The sequence below is a fragment of the Amycolatopsis sp. GA6-003 genome, from assembly GCF_046267895.1.
GTDB lineage: Bacteria > Actinomycetota > Actinomycetes > Mycobacteriales > Pseudonocardiaceae > Amycolatopsis.
Window position 1 is genome coordinate 5,701,428 of record NZ_CP176499.1, and the last position, 20,568, is coordinate 5,721,995.

Genomic DNA, 20,568 nt, shown 5'->3' on the forward strand with positions numbered 1-20,568 from the left:
GGACATGGTTGAACAGATGACCGACTTCGCGAGCGAGACCGAGCCGTACCGGCACGAGCTGCGGGTGCACTGCTACCGGATGCTGGGGTCGTTCGACGAGGCCGAGGACCTGGTCCAGGAGACTCTGCTGCGGGCATGGCGCAGCCGTTCGACGTACGCGGGGCGCGCGAGCTTGCGGGCCTGGCTGTACCGGATCGCGACCAACGCGTGCCTGGACCACCTTGATGCGCACCCGCGCGAGCTGCCGACGCTCGACCTGCCCGTCACGCCCGACTCCGACCTCGCGCCGCGTCCCGACGTCGCGGTGCCGTGGCTGCAGCCTGTGCCGGACAGCGCGCTTCAGCCGGACACTGTCGTCGTCGCGCTCGAGACGGTGGAGTTGGCGTTCCTCGCTGCCATCCAGCACCTGTCACCGCGGCAGCGGGCTGCGTTGGTGCTTCGCGACGTACTCGGCTGGTCTGCGCGCGAAACGGCTTCAGCGCTTGGTACGACGCCTGCGTCCGTGAACAGCAATGTGCTGCGAGCGCGTGCCCAGCTGCGGGAGCACTTGCCTGCCCGACGTACGGAATGGGCGTCGGCTTCTGCCAGCGATGAGGAGCGCGCTGTCGTCGCGAAGTACGTGAAGGCGCTCGTAGAGCACGACGAAGCGGCCTTCGCTGAACTGCTGCGCGAAGACGTCCGTTGCAGCCACGCTCCCGGCGCTGGTGGGCATATGGGTCCGGAACCAACGTGGTACGCGGGGCGGGCCGCAGTGCTCGAAGCCTGGGCACCGGCGTTGCGCGGTGGCGACGCGGTCGAGTTCCGCCTTCTGGAGACGCGCGCGAATGGTCTGCCTGCGCTCGCCACGTACGCGCGCACGGTCGGAGAGTTCCGGGCCTTCGGACTGGTGACTCTCCGGCTGGATGGCGGACGCGTCGCTGAAGTGACCACCTTCGCGCCGGAAGTTTTCCCGGCTTTCGACCTCCCGCCGACGCTCGGCTGACGCGTTACGAAAGCCCCCACGAGGACAGGATTGCGAACAGCTGGTCCCGTTCGGCGGCCGTCAGCAGCCTGCTCGGCGGCCGTACGTCGGGACGGCACAGGCCGAGTTGCGAGAGCGCGTCCTTGACCACGCTGACGTTGTTGGCGTTGCCGTGGGCGGCGCGCATCTCCTCGAACGGACGGATGCGGTCCCAGATCTCCATCGCACCGGCGAAGTCGTGGTTACGCAGACGGCGGAACAGGTCGAGCGAGATCTGCGGCGCGACGTTCACGAGGCCGGAGGTGAAGCCCGTCGCGCCGACGGCGAAGTAGCCAGGGGCGGACAGTTCCGCGAGACCGGCGATCCACACGAAGCGCTCGTACCCCGCGTCGCGCGCGACGGTGCGGAAGCGCACTGGATCCGGCACTGCGTACTTCACGCCGAGCACGTTCGGTGCGGCGTCGGCGAGCTGTGCCAGGTCTGAACCCTCGATGGCGGGGTTGCGCACGTACAGGACAACCCCGAGCTCGGGCACTTCGTTCGCGATAGTGCGGTGGTAGTCGATCCAGCCCTCGCGCGATACGTACGGGTGCACGGGCTGATGGATCATCACCATGTCCGCGCCGGAGGCGCGCGCGTGCTTCGCGGCCTTCACGGCGGTACGTACGTCATGGCCGACGCCAGCGAGGACGCTCGCCTCACGCGCGGCCTTCGCGGTGACTTCGAGACACTGTCGCGCTTCTTGCTCGTCCAGCGCGTAGAACTCGCCGGTGTTGCCGTTCGGCGTCACGACCTCGACACCGCTCAGCACGAGCCGTTCGACCAGCCGCTCGTACGTCTCGGCGTCCACGTCCCCGGCCGCGGTGAAGGGGGTCACCGGGATGGCCACCACGCCGGCGAGCCGCTGTCGCTGTTTCTCGAACGCCACGAGCAGATCCGATCTGATATATGATGTCTCGACAACCGGAGCGTAACACGAGGCAGCCCAGGACAGTCGTCCTGATCTTTGGGATAGGTGTCCCAGGTCAACCGCGGAGCGCAGGCTGACCTGGCGAAAAAGCGGACCGGCACGCCCTGCGCGAGGGTGTGCCGGGAAACTCAGCGCAGGGCGTCGAGTGCGAACGCCGTGTACATGGCCACCCCGGCGGCCATCGCCGGTTCGTGGAACTTCACCCGGTTCGAGTGGTTGTCCTCGGTCGTCGCCGGGTCCGCTCCCGGCTCGCGGGCTCCGATGAACGCGAACGTGCCCGGAACCCGTTGCAGGACATACGAGAAGTCCTCCGCGCCCATGATCGGCGTGGCCAGCTCCTCGACGTTCTCAGCTCCCAGCACCTCCGCACCCAGCGACAACACCTCAGCCGCGACCGCGGGGTCGTTGACCGTCGTCGGATAGCCCGGGTCCACTCCGGCCGACACGCGGCAGCCGTGTGCCGCTCCGACCGCCTCGCACACCTTCGGCAGCTCCTCGCGGATGAAGGAGCGCGTCGCCTCCGACAGTGTGCGAATGGTCCCCTCGAGCACCGCCGTCTCGGGGATGATGTTCGTCGTCGTCCCGGCCTGGATGCGGGTCACCGAGACCACCGCCGGGTCGAAGACGCTGATCCGGCGCGTGACCATCGTCTGCAGCGCGCCGACCATCGCGGCCGCGGCCGGGACCGGGTCGATGGCGTCGTGCGGGGCCGAACCGTGGCCGCCGCGGCCGGTGACCTCGACGCTGAACGCGTCGGCCGACGCCATCATCGGCCCGCCGCGCACCTGCAGGACGCCGCTCGGGCTGTTGGCGATCGTGTGCAGTCCGAAGGCTCGCGTGACGCGCGTCCCGGCCGCGTCGAGCACTCCCTCGTGAATCATGTGCCGCGCGCCGTGGAAGCCCTCCTCGCCCGGCTGGAACATGAACACCACCGAGCCCGCCAGGTCGTCCACGCGCTCCGACAGCAGCCGCGCGGCGGAAGCGAGCATCGCGACGTGCGTGTCGTGCCCGCAGGCGTGCATCGCCCCCTCGATCTCGGACGAGAACTCCAGGCCGGTGTCCTCGGTCAGCGGCAGCGCGTCCATGTCCGCCCGCAGCAGCACGGCCGGTCCGGGACGGGCCCCGCGCAGCACGCCGGTGAGCGACGTCGTGGAGCGGCCGTCGGTGAGTTCGATCGGCAGGTCGGCCAGCGCGGCACGGATGGCCGCCTGGGTGCGCGGCAGCTGCAACCCCTGTTCGGGGTGCCGGTGCACAGCGCGGCGAAGCTCGACAGTGCGGTCCTGCAGCTGCCGCGCGGCGTCGAGCAGCCCGGCGTGCCGATTGCCGGGCAGGGTGGGGAGGTCGGTGGGTCCGGTCATGGCTCGATAGTGGCACCTCGCACGCTTCGGGCGCACCGTGCGTGCGTTCGCCAGCGAGGCGGAATACGGTGTGCGCATGGCGGTGCAAGAGCCGGTCACGGGCTTCGCGATAGCTGTGGTCCGTGAAGACGGTCGGTGGCGGTGCAGTGCGCTCGATTCCTCGGCGCTCACAGAACTCGACGCGGCGATCACCGAGCTGGGCAAACTCCGGTCGACCGGGGCGGCGTTCGGCTTGCTGGCCGTCGACGACGAGTTCTTCGTGATCGTCCGGCCAAGCCCGAGGGGACCGTCGCTACTGCTGTCGGACGCCGCCGCGGCGCTCGACTACGACATCGCGGCCGACGTCCTCGACGTGCTGCGGGTCGACCCGCCCGACGAGGACGACGACGCCGTCTGGCCCGAAGGCGACCTCGAAATCCTGGCCGACCTCGGCCTGCCCGGCGGCGAACTGGAGGTGATCGTCGGCGAGGTCGACCTCTACCCGGACGAACAGCTCCAGATGATCGCCCAGCGGTGCGGCTTCGAGGCCGAGTTCTCGAAACTGCTGGACCAGCTCTGAGACGGCCGGACGACACCGAGGCCGTGCGGGCCGCGCTCGACGCGGCCCGCGCCCCCGGTGCCGACGTGCCCATCGGCGCGGTCGTCTTCGACCCCGACGGGCGCCCGCTGGCCGCCGCCCGCAACGCGCGCGTCGAACTGGCCGACCCCACCGCGCACGCGGAGATCCTCGCGCTGCGCGCCGCGGCCCGAGAGTTCGGCGACGGCTGGCGGCTGGAGGGCTGCACGCTCGCGGTCACGCTGGAGCCGTGCACGATGTGCGCCGGCGCGCTCGTGCTCGCCCGGGTGGCGCGGCTGGTGTTCGGGGCCTGGGAGCCCAAGACCGGCGCGGTGTCGTCGCTGTGGGACGTCGTACGCGACCGCCGCCTCAACCACCGGCCGGAAGTCCACGGCGGAGTGCTCGAAAACGAGTGCGCGGCCCTGCTCGAGACGTACTTCGCGGACCGTCGCCCCGTGGCCGAGTAACCCCCGCCGCATCCCGCGGAAGGGGTCCGGTATTGTTCTCGGCGGTGGCGTGTCCGAGCGGCCGAAGGAGCACGACTCGAAATCGTGTGACGGTTAATCCCGTCCGTGGGTTCAAATCCCACCGCCACCGCGTGCGAGTGGGCGAGCCATGCCGACGGAAAGCGTCGGCCTGGCTCGCCCGCCGTGTTTCTGGGGGTGCAACCCCCAGGCCCCGCCCGGAGGGGCTTCGCCCCCCGGACCCCCCGAGGGGGGTCGCCTTTGGGTTGGAGGGTTCCGGTGGGGTGTTTTCGCAGGGGTGCAACCCCCAGGTGCCGCCCGGAGGGTGGTCGCCTTCGGGTTGGAGGGTTCCGCAGTAGCTTGGGGTTATGGGCGGAGAGCTTCCTGCGGTTGGCAAGACCGCGGTTGGGGTCGCTGGGCTTCGGGCGGTTGAGAGCGGGCGGGCAGATCGGCTGTTCGAGGATCCGTACGCGGGGGCGTTCTTCCATGCCGGGCGGGCGATCTTCGAAGGCCGGGAGAATCACCGCGAGCTGGGGATGGTGTTCGCGCAGCAGGTCGCGATCCGCACGCGGTTCTTTGACGACTTCGTGTCCGGCGGGACCCAGACGGTGCTGCTCGCGGCTGGGCTCGACGCGCGGGCGTTTCGGCTGGATTGGCCGGACGGGGCGCGAGTGTTCGAGATCGATCTGCCGGACGTATTCGCGTTCAAGGAGACCGTGCTGGCGGAGCGGCGTGCGCGGCCCCGGTGCGAGCGCACGGTGGTTCCGGCGGATCTGCGGCACGACTGGGCCGCTGCCTTGCGCGACAAGGGATTCGACCCGGAGCAGCCGACGGTGTGGCTTGCCGAGGGGCTGCTGGTCTACCTCAGCCGCGAGGAGGCGGAGCGGCTGCTCGCGGCGGTTACCGGGTTGTCCGCGCCGGGCAGCCGGATTTCGTTCGAGCACCGGCCGGACGGCGAGCGGGACGGGTTGCTGGAACGGGCGCGCGAAGTCGGCGGCGAGGTCACGGCGCTGTGGCGCGGCGGTCTCGGCGGCGATGCTCCGGAATGGCTTGCCGACCACGGCTGGCGGCCGGAAACCGTTACGGTGGCGGAACTTGCCCTCCGATACGGACGCGAGCCGGTGGAGCACACGCGCGGCGGATTCGTGACCGCGACTCGCTAATTCTCTTCCTGCAGCACCGGGGTTCCGAACGCGTCGAGGAAAGTCGTTGCCTCTCCTATGGTCGCGACGCCGCGCTCGACCGCTTCCGCGATGGTCCGGCACGCCTCCCGCACCGCCGGCTCCGCGGCGCGGTCGCCCGCCAGCAGCGCGACGGCCGCCGGGGTCACGCCTTCCGCGATCAGCATGACCTGCGCCGCGGTTTGATCCGCCAGCCGGTCAAGCAGCTCCGCCAGGTCCAAGCCGACCGACGCGGTGCGCGCGGCGGCTTCCGCGGCCTGCCGGTAGTGCGCGTCCAGCTCGTCCGCGCTGCTCCGGAAGCGCGCGGCCGGTTCGCCGCCCCATTTGCGTTCCGCGCTGTGCGCCCCGCGTTCGAACTCCAGCCGCGCCATCACCAGAACGTCGCGGCCGCTGGAGAGCGTGCGCGCCGATTCGCGGATCGCCTGCGGGGAACAGTCGATCTGACGCAGCGCGGTGACCGGATCCGGTGCGCCGACCACGGCGGCCGCGGCGCTCAAGGAAGCCAGCCCGGCGGCCGCGTTGTCCAGCGCCGGGTGGAGGAACGGCATCAACTCAGCAGCGCCGTCGCGATCGTCGGGCGCTGGTGGTGGCCGCGGGCGGCCATCCGCAGCTGACCGGCCAGATCGGACGTCGCGTCGCCGAGGATGCGCGCGTCGACGTCCCGCGCGGCGAGCGCGGCCTCCCACCGGACGGCGATTTCCCGCGCCGGCGCGGAAATCCCCCACGGCGTCGATTCGAGACGGGCTTCGGAGAACCGGCCCGCCGCGCGGTCCGCGTCGGCAGCCGCCCGATCGAGCGCGTCCGCGGCGGCGTTGAGCCGCTCGCTCGTCGAACCTGCCATCGGGACCTCCGCTTCCGGGAGGGCGCGCACCGCGGTCCGCCACCCTCTGGAGAGATCTAACCCCATCGAGGCCACCCGGGTCACTCGGCCGGGCGTGCGACGATTCCACATCGTGGAGATCCTTGACCGGCCGCTCCGCACCCCGCCAGAATTGGAGTCATGCCAGAGAACCGGGTAGTGCCGCAAGCCGGCCGTGCCCCGGCGCGGTCGGACGGCGAGGGCGTGGCCGCTCTCCTGAGGCGTCGCGGTCGTCTCGGCTCCCCTCCCGCGTAGGCGATTTTCCGCTGATACAGCCGAATTCACCTATTCTTCCGGGAGTACCTCCATGTCGGTAGACCTGCCTGCCCGCCTGCGCTCGGCCATCACTCCGGACGACGGAATCCTCGAGGGTCCGCGCGTGCTGCGCCGCCTTCCGGACGGCGTTGAAGAACGTCCCTACGAGCTTTTCACCCTTCACCCGCTCGGCCGGGTGATCGGCGCGGAAATCTCCGGAGTGGACCTCGGCGCGCCGGTGTCGCCTCGGCTGCGGGCCGAGCTGAACCGCGCGCTGCTGGAGTGGAAGGTGCTGTTCTTCCGCGACCAGCACCTCACCTCGGAGCAGCAGCGCGCGTTCGCCGCGAACTGGGGCGAGCTGGAGACCAACCCGTTCATCCCGCAAGGCGACTCCGATCAGGTCGTGCGGTTCACCCGCACCGCCGGGATGCCCGGATACGAGAACATCTGGCACACCGACGTCACCTGGCGGCCGAATCCGGCGCTCGGTTCGGTGCTGCGGCTGGTCGAGGTCCCGCCGATCGGCGGCGACACGATGTGGGCCGACATGGCCGCCGCCTACGACAACCTGCCCGCCGACGTCCGCCAACGGATCGACGGCCTCACCGCGGTGCACGATTTCGTCCCCGGTTTCGACCGGTTCACCGACCCGGATCTGCTGGCCCGCTGGCAGGACGCGTACCCGCCGGTCGAGCACCCGGTGGTGCGGACCCATCCGGAGACCGGACGGCGGACGTTGTTCGTGAATCAGGCGTTCACCACGCACATCGTCGGCCTCGACCGCGCCGAAAGCGACCGGCTGCTGCGGTATTTGTTCCTGCAGGCGCACACGCCGGAGTTCCAGGTGCGGTTCCGTTGGGAACGGAACTCGGTGGCTTTCTGGGACAACCGAGCGACCCAGCACTACGCGGTCAACGACTACCACCCGCACGTCCGGGTCGCCGAGCGCGTCGCGATCGTCGGGGATCGGCCGTACTGACCTCGTGAGTGGTGATCCCGGTTAGAACCGGGATCACCACTCACGACACCCCGGTGAGGACGGTGTCGACAAGTCGTTCGAGATAGGCGTCGTCGGCGGATTTCGCCCGGACCAAGGTGTGGAACCAGAGATTCCCGCCGAGCAGATCCATGATCATCTCCGAATCCGCGGCGTCGGCGAGTTCGCCTCGGGCGTGGGCGCGGTCGAAAACGGCCTGCTCGCGGCCGAGGCGGTCGGCGAAGAACCGTGCGGCGGCCTCGGCGGTGGCGGGCCGGTCCGGCAGCGCGGAGACGGCAGCGGTGATGACGCGCCGGTTCGCCGGATCGACCAGCAGGCGGTGGATCTCCTTGGCCAGCGCGAGAAGATCGCCGCGCAGGGAGCCGGTGTCGGGGACCTCGAAGGTCAGCTCCGGGGCCCGCACGAGCGCGTCGGCGAGGACCTCGTCCTTGGTCGCCCACGTGCGGTAGATCGTCGTTTTGTGCACCCCGGCCCGCGCGGCGACCGCTTCGATCGTCAGCGCGTCGTACCCGCGTTCGGCCAGCAGCGCGAGGGTCGCGGAGAAGATGGCGTCCGCCTTGCGCGGGCGGGAGGCGGTCCGGTCCATGGCCCGATCCTAGCCAGAGTTGCAACGGTGCGTTGCATTCGGTAGACCGGTGATACGCAACGCACCGTTGCAAACTGGGCGAAGGCGGGGACATGAGCGACGTATTGCCGGTGGTTTTCGTGCACGGCATCCGGTTGGCCGGAGCGTGCTGGCAGCAGCAGAAACGCCTGGCACGCGGGCGAATCGCCGCGCCGGACCTGCCGGGACACGGGACGCGGCGCGGGGAGAAGTTCACGCTCGACGGCGCGGTCGCCGCGGTCGCCGACGCCATCGACGAGGTGGGCGGACGGGCGGTCGTGGTCGGGCATTCGCTCGGCGGCTATGTCTCGATCGCGACCGCGGCGCGCCATCCGGAGCGGGTCGTTTCCCTGGTGGGAGCCGGATGTTCGCTGGCGCCGAACAGCGTTCTGCGCGGCGGATTCCGGTTCGCCAGCCGCGGCCTGGCGGGGACCGCGCACGACGGTGAGTGGCTGCTTCGCCGGGTTCTTCCCGCTGAGGTGGCTGAACCGACGATCGCCGCGGGCATCGCTTCCGAAGTCATCCCCGACGTGCTGGCGGCTGGGCTGGATCCGCTCGCCGACCTCGCGCGGTACCCCGGGCGAGTGCTGCTGCTCAACGGCCGCCACGACCACTTCCGCCTCGGCGAACGACGGTTTTTGGCTGCCTGCCAAGACGGGGCGCTGCAGATCGTGCCGGGAGCCGGGCACTACCTGCCGCTCACCCACGGCGAGATCTGTGCCCGGGTTGCCGGCGGACTCGCGACGGCGCTGCTCAGCGGTTAGTGCTCACGAGTGGCGAGGCAGGCCGCCTTCCTCCCCCTCCCGCGCTCCCCCGCGCGGTCAAGGCGGCGCCTCGCCACTCGCGAGGCTTCCCCGGGGCAAATCCATGGAGCCGCGGTCGCGGGCGAAGCGGAAAAAGTCCCGCGCCCGCGGCTGTTTCCTCCGGGTGGTGGCACCCGCGCACTCGACGACGGTCAACCCCCACGTGACCGTGTCGCCTCCCCCCGCGAGGTGCTACCCGTGAGCGCCGGGGCGGCCCGAAAGTGGTCTGGGCCACAATTTCCGTGCTCATCGGTAAGGTACTCCCGCCCGGTACCAGCCGACCCCGGGCTTGAGCTGCATTTAAGGCAGATGCGCCGTCCGGGTGACGGCGGGATCGGCGGGTCAGCCGCGAAGTCCTTCAACGGCCGCGAAACCGTCACTGACCGTCACGCTCGTGCCGCGGCGCGCGGACAGCTCCACAAACCGCCGCAGCGCCTCGTCCGCGTCCGCTCCCGTCAACGGTACGCATTCGTTGTCTTCGTCGCGGCGGATCGGCACTAATTCGACCCGCATCTGCTCGCCGACGACGCAGCCGGCGAGCAGGCCGTCGCGGTGCCGGTCGCGCATGGCCGGCCAGTCGAAGACGAGATTGCCCAGGCTGTACAGGATCGGGCGGCCGCGGTACACCTCGACCGGCTGCACGGTGTGCGGCCCGTGTCCGACGACCAGATCGGCTCCGGCGTCGATGATCGCGTGCGCGTAGGCCACCTGGTATTCGGCCAGTTCTTCGCCGGGAATGCCCCAGTGCATCGACACGACGACGTGGTCGGCCTCGGCGCGGGCGCGGCGGATGTCGGCGAGCAGCAGTTCCAGGTCGCGGCGGACCGGCGTGGTGTGCACGATCGGCGGGCGGCCGGGGACGTCCAGGACGCGCGGATCCGGTTGGTACGACGTGTAAGCGCCCGCCACGGCGACGCCCGGCGAGTCTTCGGTCGCTTCCTGTCCGACGGGCCAGCACAACGAGGTGTAGGCGAGGAACGCGATCCGGCCGCCGGGACGCGACAGGATCGCCGGCGCGTGCGCTTCGGCGAGGTTCGCGCCCGCGCCGCAGTGCGCGATTCCGGCGCGGTCCAGCACGGCGAGGCTCGCCATCGCCGCGGCCGGCGGGTAGGTGACGTTGTTGGCCACCGACACCACGTCGATCTCGGCGGCGGTCAGCGCGGCGACCATCTCCGGCGGCGAATGCCGCCAGTTCGGCTTGTGCGGGATGTCCATGCCGGTCGAACCGGACAGCGGCCCTTCGAGATTCACGAACCGCACGTCGGCACCGGTGAGCAGCGAGGTCAACGGGTGGAACGCCGTTTCCGGGTTCGCGCGGCCCTGCAGGTTGACGTCTCCGCCGAGTACGAGCGTGATCATTGCGTCAACCCGTCCAAAGGAGGAAATCCCTCCAGCTCGTTACGAATCGTTGCCCTTTCGTCTTCCTCCGCTTCGCTTGTTCGGGGGACGATGCCTCGACCGTTGACATGCAGAGGGGACTCAGGGTGACCATATCCCGTCGTCCCGCCGGGGGCCGCAGCGCCGGTGGGGCAAGACTGACCAGAGGCGCGGTTGCCGCCTCCGCCGCTGCTCTCGCGTTCGGCGGACTGGCCGCGCCCGCTTCGGCGACGCCGAGCGCGGACGCCCTGATCGCCGAGGTCTACGGCGGTGGCGGCAATTCCGGCGCCACGCTGACCAACGACTTCATCGAGCTGGCCAATCACGGCGGCGCGCCGGTCGCGCTCGACGGCTACAGCGTCCAGTACCTGCCTGCTTCGGCGAGCGCGTCGAGCAAGTGGCAGGTCACGCCGCTTACCGGCTCGGTCGCGCCGAAGGGCCGCTACCTCGTCGCGGAGGGGAAGGGCAACGGCGGCACGGTCGCGCTGCCGACGCCCGACGCGACCGGCGGCATCGCGATGTCCGCGACCGCGGGAACCGTCGCGCTCGTGTCCGACAACGCGCCGCTGACCTGCAAGACCGCGGCTGACTGCCTGGCGGACAGCCGCGTCAAGGATCTCGTCGGCTTCGGCGATGCCGTTGTCCGCGAAGGAAATCCGGCCGCCGCGCCGTCCAACACGACCTCGGTCGCGCGCGCGGCGACGCTCGCCGACACCGACAACAACAGCGCGGACTTCGCCGTCGGCGACCCGACGCCCACCAACACCAAGGGCGAGACCACCGGCACCCCGCCCGGCGAGCCCGGCGTTCCGGCGAAGATCCACGACATCCAGGGCACGACGCGGATTTCGCCGTTCAAGGACAAGCAGGTCGAGGACGTCACCGGCATTGTCACCGCGGTGCGGAGCTTCGGCTCGGCGCGCGGATTCTGGATCACCGACCCGCATCCGGACAGCGACCCGCGCACCAGCGAGGGCCTGTTCGTGTTCACCGGATCGACCACCCCGGACGTGGCGGTCGGCGACGCGGTGACCGCTCGGGGCAAGGTCAAGGAGTACTACCCGGACGCGCCCGCGACCTCGAACTACCAGTCGCTCACCGAGCTGACGAGTGCACAGTGGACGGTCGATTCGGCGGGGAATCCGCTGCCCGCGCCGACGGTGCTGACGCCGGACCAGGTGCCGGAGGTGCTGGCTCCCAACGCGGGCGGCAACATCGAGCCGTTGCCGCTCGAGCCTGCGAAGTACTCGCTGGACTTCTGGGAATCGCACGAGAGCGAGATCGTCCAGGTTTCGGACGCGCGCGTGGTCGGGCCGAGCAACAAGTACGGCGAGCTTTACGTGACCACGAAACCGCAGCAGAACCCGACGCCGCGCGGCGGCACGGTGTACCTCGGCTACGACAAGACCAACACTGGCGTGCTGAAGGTGCAGTCGATCATTCCTTCCGCGCAGCAGGCGGCTCCGAAGGTCAACACCGGCGACGTGCTGACCGGCGTCACCTCCGGCCCGGTGGAGTACAGCAACTTCGGCGGCTACACGCTGTTCGCGTCGAAGCTGGGCGCGGCCAAGGACAACAAGCTGCAGAGGGAAACCACGCGCAAGCAGCGGCCGGGCGAGCTTTCGGTGGCGACCTACAACGTCGAGAACCTCGCACCGTCCGATTCGGACACCAAGTACGCGCAGCTCGCGCACGGCATCGTCGACAACCTCGCGACGCCGGACATCGTTACCCTGGAAGAAATCCAGGACAACAGCGGCGCGATCGACGACGGCACGGTCGACGCCGACGCGACGCTGAAGAAGTTCACCGACGCGATCGTCGCCGCGGGAGGCCCGCGCTACCAGTGGCGGCAGATCAACCCGGTGAACGACGAGGACGGCGGACAGCCGGGCGGCAACATCCGAGTCGGCTTCCTCTTCAACCCGGCGCGGGTGTCCTTTGTGGACCGGCCCGGTGGCGGCCCGACCTCCTCGGTGGGCGTGGTTTCCGAACACGGCAAGGCACATCTGACGCAGTCGCCGGGCCGGGTCGACCCGGGCAACGAGGCGTGGGAGGACAGCCGCAAGCCGCTGGCCGGGGAGTTCGTGTTCCGCGGCCGCACCGTTTTCGTGCTGGCCAACCACTTCAACTCCAAGGGGGGCGACCAGCCAACGCATGGCCGTTACCAGCCGCCGAAGCGCAGCTCCGAGGTGCAGCGGCAGAAGCAGGCGACCGTGCTGCAGGGGTTCGTGGCGCAGCTGCTCAACGCGGACCCGCGGGCGAACGTCGTGGTGGCCGGCGACCTCAACGACTACCAGTTCTCGCCCGCGCTGGCGAAGCTGACGTCGGGAGGGTTGCTGAAGGACCTGATCTCGACGCTGCCGCCGGCCGAGCGGTACAGCTACGTGTACGAAGGGCAGTCGCAGGTGCTGGACCACATTCTGACGTCGGCCGCCCCGCGCGGCGTGGACTATGACGTGGTGCATGTCAACGCCGAGTTCGCGGACCAGGCGAGCGACCACGACCCACAGGTGGTGCGGTTCCGGCCTTCGGAGGGGAATCCGTTCGCGGACTTCGCCAACGACCTGCTCGACCAGTTCGACCGGTTTCTGCATCGCACGGCGTAGTTAGCCGTCCGTGAGGGGGACCGCACGGTTCCCCTCACGGCTTTTCGCCTTCGATCAGGTCAAGGTCGCGAACGCAGAAGCCGTGGTGCTCGAAGGTTTCGTTCAGCACCGTGCCAAGGCATTGCCGCACCGAGCGGCCCCGGGCGTACGGCGGCCAGACATCGTCTTCCGGCACCGGGGCTGGCGCCGCTAGCTGAGCCGCGGTGGCTTTATCCAGCCAGGACTCCAGTTCGGCGGCCTGTGCGGCACGCACCCGTACGATCTCGTCGAGGGACGGATCGAGCGAGAGATCAATCCCGTGCGCTTCCCGGTAGGGCTCGACAGCTGGCCCGATGCCCATCGGCGTGAACAGCTCCGTCGAGCTCAGACAGCAGCGGCGGAACCACGAGTCGTGGACGAAAACCAGGTGGCGCAACGTCTGCGCGGCCGACCATTCGTCGTTCACGCCGCGGCTTTCGATGCCGGGCGCACGGCGGATTCGTTCGATCGTGGCGGCCCAGTCAGCGTGCAGCCGCCGGGCCGCCTCGCGCAGGTCGGCGAGATCGCCGGAGCGGATCAGCACCCGCACCGGATACCGCCGGTCCAGCTCCGCCTCGACGTACTCGGTGACCTCGACCCCGTTCACCACGAGGTTGGTGACCAGTCCGTCGATCACCGCGTCTTGCATGACGACACCGATCAGGCGCGCCCCAGTCAAATCGCACTCGCGGAACTCCGCGCCGTGCAGGTCTTCGTCGACATATCGGGTCATACTTCGCATGCTAGGACCGGGCACCGACAAAAACGGGCGGCCAGCGAGAGGCGGGTCAGCGTTTGGCCCGCCAGCCCAGCCCCAGCACCGCCTGGACCAGCTCCTGGTAACTCGGTTTGACCTCTTCCAGATACCGGTCCAAATACTGCGGCCGAGCCGTCGGGATCGGCTGCGGATCGTCCAGCACCTCAACGAAACTCAGCCGGGAAACGTTGTGCAGCGCCATTTTCCACCATCGGTTGGCGCGCTCGCGGGCCTTCTCCTCCCGGTCCTGCGCGGCGGCCACCGCGGCGTGCGCGTCCGCCAGCAGACGTTCGATTTCGTCCGCTCGTGCCAGTTCCCACGCGCGCAAGCTGTCCGCCGAACCTCGGGCGAGTCCGACGATTTCCTTGTACCGCATGGCGGGGCTGGTGGTTCCCTCGGTCACGGCGTGCCTCCCGCGGTCGGCTCGGTTTCCGGGCGCTGGAACGGGATGATGACTTCCGGCGCCCCGTGCGTGGTGCGGTCGAAGAACAAGGCCCGGCCCGGTCGCGGCGACCAGTGCACGACCTGGCCCGCGGCGAACGGCGACAGTTCGTTGCCCTGGACGTCCAGCGCGGCCCAGGTGCCGATGTCGTCCGTGCCGCCGAAGCCGAGAGTGTCCTTGAGCCGCGCGACGCTGCGCCACCAGCCGATGACGTGCACGCCGTGCGACGGGCCATTTTTCAGCAGCGTGCGCAGGTGGTCGAGACCGCTCTTCAGCTGTCCGACGGCCTTTGCCTCCAGCGAAGGCAACGCGGCGTCCACTCCGTACAGCAACAGAATGCGCGGCGTCGTCGTGTCGAGCGATTCGGCGATGGACTCCAGCTCCCCGGACAGGTTGTCGGTCAGCGTCGCGAGATGTCCTTCGTCGACCAGCCGGTCCTTCAAATCCAGGACGGCTGACGAACTCGCTTCGATCGGGCAGTGCAGCAGAAACTCGGCTTCGCCTTCCTTCAGCTGCTTGGAAAGCGAGCGCGCGGCGGAGTCCATAATGGACAGAGCCTCCGCGGTCGCGCCGCCGAGCACCGCGACGTTCCGGCCGGGTACGCGGGGCAGTTCGACTCCGCAGGCGGCCTCGGTGACGTCGATCGACTGGCCGAGGATCGCCCGCGGCTGGGGGTTCGGCTTGAGTTCCAGGAAAGCCGGGAACTGTTCCAGGATCGGCGAATGCGCCCCGTCGAAAAGACGCGGCCGGGTGAAGCGGCCGGCGTAGAGTTCCCACAGTTTCTGCTGCAGGTTCACGAAAACGTTGCGAGTGCTCGCGTCCGGCACGTGCGCGAGCTGGTTTCCATGCGCGACCCCGGAATCGTGGTTGATCACCGCGTGCCACTTGGGCGCGGACACCGCCGCGTTGTTCGTTTCCGCGAGCACCCGGCGTGCCTTCGGCATCGCGATGCGCAGCGTGCACTGCTCGAATACCGCGGGCTTGCCCCAGAACGCCTCGATGCCGGCGACGTCCTGGCTCGCCAGCACGAGATGAATGCCCTGCGAACGCCCGCGGCGCGCGATGTCCTCGAGCAATTGCGTGGCCTGCGCGGTGACCTGGTCGCGTCCGGCGAAGAGGTACTGGAATTCGTCGATCACCGCGACGATCCGCGGCCAGTGCCCGCCCGGGTCTTGTTCCCGCAGGTCGGCCAGGTTGGTGACCTCGTGCTCCTTGGCCGCGGCGGAGCGGCGGCGCAATTCGTCGGCGAGGAAACGCAGCAGCGCCAACCCGAATTCGCGGTCGGTGTTGACGTTGACGCCGACCAGTTTCGCGTGCGGCAGCCAGCTGGAGTCCTTGCGGCCGGGCGCGAGACCGGCGAACGAGACGCCTTCCTTGAAGTCCAGCAGGTACAACGCCAGCTCGTCCGGCGAATAGCGCGCGGCGAGGCTGCCCAGCAACGCGTACAGGAAGTTCGTTTTCCCGGAGCCGCTCGGTCCGCCGATGAGCGCGTGCGGGCTCGCGTCGCCGATCACCACCTCGACCGCTTCGCCCTCGTGGAACCCGACCGGCGCGCGCAGTTCCCGCGCCGAACTTTCCTGGCCGATCTCGGCGGGCATCAGGTCGGCGAACGACCGGGGGCCGCCCTGGCGGGCGATCAGCGCTTCGGCGATGCGGTTCGCCGCCCGGATGACCTGCCCGGACGGCATCGGCGGGTCGAGGTCCACGACCAGGTCGCTGCCGGTCATGCTGCTGACCGCGCGGCGTTCGTCCAGCAGGCTGAGCGTTTCGATCGACGCGCTCACCGCGGTGGGCACGTCGACCAGGATCAGGCAGATCCCGGCTGCGAGCGCGCCGCTGGCCACGCGTTTGAGGTCGCGCGCGCGTTCCGCGTCGAGGGTTTCGCCGTTGCCGTACAGCACCGCGATCCGGTACGGCTCCAGGCGCTGGCCGGTGGCTTTCCGCAGTTCCCGCAACGAGGTGTGGCCGGCCTGCATGCCGGTGGCGTGGATCCGGCGGATGTGCCCGGCGAGTTCGTCGAGCAGATCCTCCAGCCGCGTCGGGTCGTACAGCGACAGCGCGCTCGTGCGGCTGAGCGGGTACAGGTCCGGCAGGATCGCGGTGAGCTGCCCGACGTCCCACAGGTGGATTTTCACCGCGCCGGGCTCGAACGCCGACAGCACGCGCATCAGCAGGCCCTGCACGATCCCGTCCACCACCGGCCGCGTTTTCGGCGCGGACGTGATGGCCAGGTGCGATTCGTCCAGCAACGGCACCGCGACGTCGAACGTGCGCGAGATGTCGCGTCCGGCCGCGGTGGCCGAACCGACCCGCCACAACCCGGGCGCGGTCACGCCGGGATTCGTGCCGACGCGGCCGAGCCATTCGCTCGGCGGCCGTCCGGCCGGGCCCGGCGCGTGCGCGGCGACGAGATCGCGCAACTCGCCGGGACCGGCGCTCCAGTCGGTGTAGAAGGCGGCGCGGGTGCCGCCGAGCGCGGCGAACACCTCGTGCGCCGCCGGATGCCGGGCCCACTCCGTCTGCTGCGCCGGATCGGCGTGGTCCATGCCGACCCGGACGATCTCCTGTTCCAGCGTCAGCCGCGCCACCTCGGCCTCGGCCATTTCGCGCGCGCCCGCCGCGGCCCCGAGCACGAGCCCGATCTGGTGCCGGACCCGGTCGAGGGCGGTTTGCACACGATTGCGTTGCTCGGCTGCCTTGCTGGCCATCTCATCCCTACAGGCGTGACTGGTATCCGCCCACTAAATCGTCGGCGGCGGACAAACGGGTGAGGAGATGCTCGATCGCCTCGTCGGCCTGCGCCAGCTGCCCGGGCAGCCACGGATCTGCCTTGGCCTGTGCGTCGACGAGAGCGCGCCGGGCGTCGCCGAGCAGAGTCCTCGCCCGCTCGGCGTGCGCCCGTCCGTCGCCGACCCCCGCTCGCGCGGCGGTGAGCAACTGGTGGATTTCGGCGAGCCCGGACATCGGCGTTAAAGCCGTGCCGAGTAGGAATCGGCCGACGAGATGCCGGCCTGGATGGTGCTCTGCATGCCGGTGATCCCTTGCAGCGCCTCGGCGAGCAGGCCGTGCGCCTGGTTCACCTCGTGCTGGCTGCTGCCCTGGGTGGCTTGGGACAGCGACAGCTGTGCTTCTTCGAGTGCCTGTGCTGCCTGCTGCAGCGCGGCGATGCTCGCGGACGCCTTCTCGTTCGCGAGCGCGATACCAGCGCGGATCTCTTCCACTCCGGCCATGGGGGCGGGCTCCTCGGTACGTCTGGGGCTGGAACGACCACGTACAAACTTAGCGTGATCAAGTGTTTTCGGTAAGTAAGTGGGAACGGGAGAATCGACAAAGCCCCGGACGCGGGTGGCGGTCCGGGGCCTGTCGGGCGTTGGCTTCACTGGTGCGCACGCGGGGTCCGAAACCCGCCCGACCCTCTTCTGAGCTGCGGGTTTTCCGGTGGCGTGCGACCGCCAACGCCCAGGTCAAAACGGTATTCGTGACACCGGGGAACCTCTCCGGACGGCTGCGATGAAGTCTGCGGCGAAGCCTAGCGGGTAGGACCGTTCGGCCGATCCCAGCCCCTTGTCGCGGACCGCTCCCCCTGGTTCAGCGAGCCCCGGCCGGATTCGGGTCGGCGCCGAGGTAGGTGCCGTAGCCCTCGACGACGAGCGGGCCGTCGAAAACCAGGACCTCGTTGACCAGCCCGCCCTTCTGGTTGCGGTAGTTGATGACGAGCGCGTCGAGCCCGACGTAGACGCCGATGACCTCGAAACGGAGGTCGGGAATCCGGCGCAGCCCTTCGGCCCAGTACGCGCGCAGCGCCTCCTTGCCGCGGATCACGCCGTCGCCGCCGATCACCTGGACCGCGACCGGGGACCGGAAGGTCACGTCGTCGGCGAAGTGAGTCATCAGGGTGTCGAGGTCGTGGGCGTTCCAGGCCTTCGCCCAGTGGGTGGCGAACTCGTGCGCCGCGCTGTGGTCCATGACCGGATTCTGCCAGCGTCCGAGGGGTGGGATTGTGCGCCGTCAGAGGATTCCCTTGCGGGCCAGGTCGGCCGCGATCCCGTCCAGGACACCGGAAAGCCCGGACGCGAACAGTTCGTCCAGGTCCCACGGATCGGTCATCGCCCGCATCGCGGCGCCGAGCCGCGGGTAGGCGTCGAAGCTCGGGCGGTGCCTCGGTGCGCCGCGGCGTTCGGCCTCCACGTCGCTGACGTAGGTGAGCGCCACGCCTTGCACGTACGAGGCGAACAGGAACAGGTACCGGAACGCGTCCGCCGGGTCGAGGCCGAGGCCGTCGAAGGAGGCGAACGCGTGCTCGCTGTCCGCGGAGAGGGCCGGGCTGTCGTGGGTCCGGGTGGTGACCAGCACCTTCGCCAGGATCCACGGGTGCCGGTGGTAGAGGTCCCAGTCGCGGTAGGCGGCGCGCTCCAGCCCGGCCCGCCAGTCGCGCGGCGGGGTTTCCGGCGGCGGGACCTCGGTGAGCGCGGCCTCGACCATCAGCGCCACCAGGTCGTCCTTGGACGCGACGTGCCGGTAAAGCGCCATGGTCCCCGCGCCGAGTTCTGCCGCCACCCGGCGCATCGACAGCGCTTCGAGCCCCTCGGCGTCCGCGACCGCGATCCCCGCCCGCACGATCCGGTCGACGGTCAGCTGGCCGCGGTCCTCCTCGGATTCCGCCTTGCGCGCGCGATACGCCTTCGCCTGGCAGGCCCTTGAGCAGTACTGCCGCGGCCGGCCCCGGTCTGGAGCGGCGAGGGGCTTTCCGCAGGACCCGCACTTCACTCGATACCTCTTTTCGTCACACCGCTGACGGCCGTGCGGAAAGTCTAGCCGGTGCGGGAATTGCTCTGTCAGCCTCTGGATAAAAGGCTTTGGAAGTCGGCGGCAGGCGTGCGTACTTTGTACGCATGCTGGAAGAAACAACCTCCTCGACCGCAGGTCCGAGGGAATGGGCCGGACTGGCGGTCTTGCTGCTGCCGTGCGTGCTGGCGTCGATGGACATGTCGGTGATGTTCGTGGCCATGCCGTCGTTGACCGCCGATCTGGAGCCGAGCGGCTCGCAGCTGCTGTGGATCATGGACTCGTACGGGTTCCTGCTGGCCGGCCTGCTCATCACCATGGGCACCCTCGGCGACCGGATCGGCCGCCGCCGCTTGCTGCTGGCCGGAGCGGCGGCGTTCGGCGGCGCGTCGGTCCTCGCCGCTTTCTCCGCCACGCCGACGATGCTCATCGTCGCCCGGATGCTGCTCGGGATCGCCGGGGCGACGCTCGCGCCGTCCACCCTCGCGTTGATCCGCGGCATGTTCCACGACGCCAGGCAGCGCGCGACCGCGGTCGGCCTGTGGACCGCGGGGTTCGCGGGAGGCGCGGTGCTGGGCCCGATCATCGGCGGCCTGCTGCTCCAGCACTTCCACTGGGGCTCGGTGTTCCTGATCAACGTGCCGGTGATGCTGCTCCTGCTGGCGCTCGGCCCGCTGCTGCTGCCCGAACACCGGACGCTCGCGGAGGGGCCCTTCGACCTGCTCGGCGCGGTGCTGTCGATCGGGTCCGTGCTCGGAATCGTCTACGGCGTCAAGCAGCTCGCCGCGCATGGGTTCGGCTGGCTGCCGATCGCGGGCTGCGTCGCCGGTCTCGTCGCCGGCGTCGCCTTCGTACGCCGCCAGCGCACCGCGGCGCGTCCGCTGATCGACCTGGCTCTGGTGCGCTCGCGTGCGTTCGCGGTGCCGTTGCTGATCGATCTGCTGGCGACGTTCGCGCTGGTCGGGTTCAACCTTTTCACCTGGCAGTACCTGCAGGTCGTGCTGGGGATGAGCCCGCTGGAGTCGGCGCTGTGGGCACTGCCGACGTTCGCCGTGATGCCGGTCGGGATCGGGGTGGCCGCGACGCTGGCCGCCCGCATCGGCAAACCGCGGGTGCTGGCGATCGGCCTGCTCGTGGCCGCGGCGGGGTTCGGACTGCTGGCACTGCCGCTGCCCGGAGCCGCGTACTTCATCGCGGCGCTCACGGTGGTGTCGCTGGGCATCGCCGGAGTCGCGGCGGTGGTGACGGACGTGATCCTGTCCGCGGCGCCCCCGGAACGAGCCGGAATGGCGTCGGCGATGGCGGAAACGTCCGCGGAATTCGGCGGCGCGATGGGAATCGCCCTGCTGGGAAGCATCGGCGCGGCCGTGTACCGCGCGGCGATGCCGTCGGGTGCCGAGACCTTGGAAGCGGCGGCGAAGCTCCCGCCCGGGGATGCGTTGCGCGAGGCGGCTTTCGCGGCGTTCAGCACGGAAACCGGGGTGGCGGCGGTGGTGTGTGCGGGGTTGATGCTTGGGGCGGCTGTGGTGATTGTCCGTGTTCGGTGAGGGGGTGACCAAGCGCCGAACCGAC

At 69.9% G+C, this 20,568-nt stretch carries 21 protein-coding genes and 1 tRNA gene; 9 read left to right on the forward strand and 13 right to left on the reverse strand.

Going from position 1 to position 20,568, the window contains the following annotated elements:
- Positions 1-16 precede the first annotated feature (16 nt).
- Positions 17-982: an RNA polymerase subunit sigma-70 gene (locus F9C12_RS25745; protein ID WP_409184389.1), complete on the forward strand. Its 966-nt coding sequence runs from the start codon at positions 17-19 to the stop codon at positions 980-982.
- A gap of 4 nt (positions 983-986) precedes the next feature.
- Here F9C12_RS25745 and F9C12_RS25750 read toward each other — a convergent pair whose 3' ends face one another.
- Both F9C12_RS25750 and F9C12_RS25755 read right to left on the reverse strand, forming a co-directional pair.
- A complete protein-coding gene (locus F9C12_RS25750) occupies positions 987-1,889 on the reverse strand; it encodes a dihydrodipicolinate synthase family protein (protein WP_409184390.1) in 903 nt (300 codons plus the stop codon).
- A 170-nt stretch (positions 1,890-2,059) separates the two neighbouring features.
- Complete coding sequence (locus F9C12_RS25755) at positions 2,060-3,289, reverse strand: M20 family metallopeptidase (protein ID WP_409184391.1); 1,230 nt, start codon at positions 3,287-3,289, stop codon at positions 2,060-2,062.
- Between the two features lie 76 nt (positions 3,290-3,365).
- Between F9C12_RS25755 and F9C12_RS25760 the strand changes: the two genes are divergently transcribed.
- The 4 genes from F9C12_RS25760 (at position 3,366) to F9C12_RS25775 (ending at position 5,472) form a co-directional block, all read left to right on the forward strand.
- The gene (locus F9C12_RS25760) at positions 3,366-3,848 is read left to right on the forward strand and encodes a tRNA adenosine deaminase-associated protein (RefSeq protein ID WP_037354362.1); all 483 of its coding nucleotides are present in this window, start codon (positions 3,366-3,368) and stop codon (positions 3,846-3,848) included.
- A gap of 23 nt (positions 3,849-3,871) precedes the next feature.
- The gene (locus F9C12_RS25765) at positions 3,872-4,312 is read left to right on the forward strand and encodes a nucleoside deaminase (protein ID WP_409184392.1); all 441 of its coding nucleotides are present in this window, start codon (positions 3,872-3,874) and stop codon (positions 4,310-4,312) included.
- 43 nt (positions 4,313-4,355) lie between these two features.
- Positions 4,356-4,442, forward strand: a tRNA-Ser gene (locus F9C12_RS25770).
- A 235-nt stretch (positions 4,443-4,677) separates the two neighbouring features.
- Positions 4,678-5,472 (forward strand): SAM-dependent methyltransferase, encoded by a 795-nt coding sequence (locus F9C12_RS25775; RefSeq protein WP_409462096.1) that lies wholly within the window; start codon positions 4,678-4,680, stop codon positions 5,470-5,472.
- Here the strand turns inward: F9C12_RS25775 and F9C12_RS25780 are convergent.
- On the reverse strand, positions 5,469-6,038 hold the full coding sequence (locus tag F9C12_RS25780; protein ID WP_409184394.1) for a hypothetical protein: 570 nt from the start codon (positions 6,036-6,038) through the stop codon (positions 5,469-5,471). The genes F9C12_RS25775 and F9C12_RS25780 overlap by 4 nt on opposite strands.
- Entirely contained in the window at positions 6,038-6,331 is a 294-nt protein-coding gene (locus tag F9C12_RS25785) for a hypothetical protein (RefSeq protein WP_409462097.1), read from the reverse strand. Before F9C12_RS25785 ends, F9C12_RS25780 begins: the two co-directional genes overlap by 1 nt.
- Positions 6,332-6,656: 325 nt before the next feature.
- Here F9C12_RS25785 and F9C12_RS25790 point away from each other — a divergent pair, with 325 nt between their 5' ends.
- Complete coding sequence (locus F9C12_RS25790) at positions 6,657-7,583, forward strand: TauD/TfdA dioxygenase family protein (RefSeq protein WP_409462098.1); 927 nt, start codon at positions 6,657-6,659, stop codon at positions 7,581-7,583.
- Between the two features lie 40 nt (positions 7,584-7,623).
- On the opposite strand, the gene F9C12_RS25795 is transcribed toward F9C12_RS25790, so the two are convergent.
- Positions 7,624-8,187 (reverse strand): TetR/AcrR family transcriptional regulator, encoded by a 564-nt coding sequence (locus F9C12_RS25795; RefSeq protein WP_409462099.1) that lies wholly within the window; start codon positions 8,185-8,187, stop codon positions 7,624-7,626.
- A gap of 92 nt (positions 8,188-8,279) precedes the next feature.
- Between F9C12_RS25795 and F9C12_RS25800 the strand changes: the two genes are divergently transcribed.
- The gene (locus F9C12_RS25800) at positions 8,280-8,969 is read left to right on the forward strand and encodes an alpha/beta fold hydrolase (protein ID WP_409462100.1); all 690 of its coding nucleotides are present in this window, start codon (positions 8,280-8,282) and stop codon (positions 8,967-8,969) included.
- 381 nt (positions 8,970-9,350) lie between these two features.
- On the opposite strand, the gene F9C12_RS25805 is transcribed toward F9C12_RS25800, so the two are convergent.
- On the reverse strand, positions 9,351-10,367 hold the full coding sequence (locus F9C12_RS25805) for a CapA family protein (protein ID WP_409462101.1): 1,017 nt from the start codon (positions 10,365-10,367) through the stop codon (positions 9,351-9,353).
- Positions 10,368-10,492: 125 nt separating this feature from the next.
- Here F9C12_RS25805 and F9C12_RS25810 point away from each other — a divergent pair, with 125 nt between their 5' ends.
- Positions 10,493-12,994, forward strand: a complete 2,502-nt coding sequence (locus F9C12_RS25810; protein WP_409462102.1) for an endonuclease/exonuclease/phosphatase family protein — start codon at positions 10,493-10,495, stop codon at positions 12,992-12,994.
- Between the two features lie 34 nt (positions 12,995-13,028).
- Here the strand turns inward: F9C12_RS25810 and F9C12_RS25815 are convergent, their stop codons facing one another.
- The 7 genes from F9C12_RS25815 to F9C12_RS25845 all read right to left on the reverse strand — a co-directional run bounded on the left by F9C12_RS25815 (position 13,029) and on the right by F9C12_RS25845 (position 18,978).
- The gene (locus F9C12_RS25815) at positions 13,029-13,745 is read right to left on the reverse strand and encodes a DinB family protein (RefSeq protein WP_409462103.1); all 717 of its coding nucleotides are present in this window, start codon (positions 13,743-13,745) and stop codon (positions 13,029-13,031) included.
- A gap of 55 nt (positions 13,746-13,800) precedes the next feature.
- On the reverse strand, positions 13,801-14,172 hold the full coding sequence (locus tag F9C12_RS25820; protein ID WP_409462104.1) for a hypothetical protein: 372 nt from the start codon (positions 14,170-14,172) through the stop codon (positions 13,801-13,803).
- Positions 14,169-16,919 carry an FtsK/SpoIIIE domain-containing protein gene (locus F9C12_RS25825; RefSeq protein WP_409462105.1) on the reverse strand — a complete coding sequence of 917 codons (2,751 nt, stop codon included), beginning with the start codon at positions 16,917-16,919 and terminating at the stop codon, positions 14,169-14,171. The genes F9C12_RS25820 and F9C12_RS25825 overlap by 4 nt, the downstream gene beginning before the upstream one ends.
- A 7-nt stretch (positions 16,920-16,926) precedes the next feature.
- Positions 16,927-17,175 (reverse strand): hypothetical protein, encoded by a 249-nt coding sequence (locus tag F9C12_RS25830; RefSeq protein ID WP_409184404.1) that lies wholly within the window; start codon positions 17,173-17,175, stop codon positions 16,927-16,929.
- A gap of 5 nt (positions 17,176-17,180) precedes the next feature.
- Positions 17,181-17,441, reverse strand: a complete 261-nt coding sequence (locus F9C12_RS25835) for a hypothetical protein (RefSeq protein WP_009084635.1) — start codon at positions 17,439-17,441, stop codon at positions 17,181-17,183.
- Between the two features lie 358 nt (positions 17,442-17,799).
- Complete coding sequence (locus tag F9C12_RS25840) at positions 17,800-18,177, reverse strand: nuclear transport factor 2 family protein (protein WP_409462106.1); 378 nt, start codon at positions 18,175-18,177, stop codon at positions 17,800-17,802.
- A 42-nt stretch (positions 18,178-18,219) separates the two neighbouring features.
- Entirely contained in the window at positions 18,220-18,978 is a 759-nt protein-coding gene (locus tag F9C12_RS25845) for a TetR/AcrR family transcriptional regulator (RefSeq protein ID WP_409462107.1), read from the reverse strand.
- 125 nt (positions 18,979-19,103) lie between these two features.
- Between F9C12_RS25845 and F9C12_RS25850 the strand changes: the two genes are divergently transcribed.
- A complete protein-coding gene (locus F9C12_RS25850) occupies positions 19,104-20,543 on the forward strand; it encodes an MFS transporter (protein WP_409462108.1) in 1,440 nt (479 codons plus the stop codon).
- Positions 20,544-20,568: the final 25 nt, after the last annotated feature.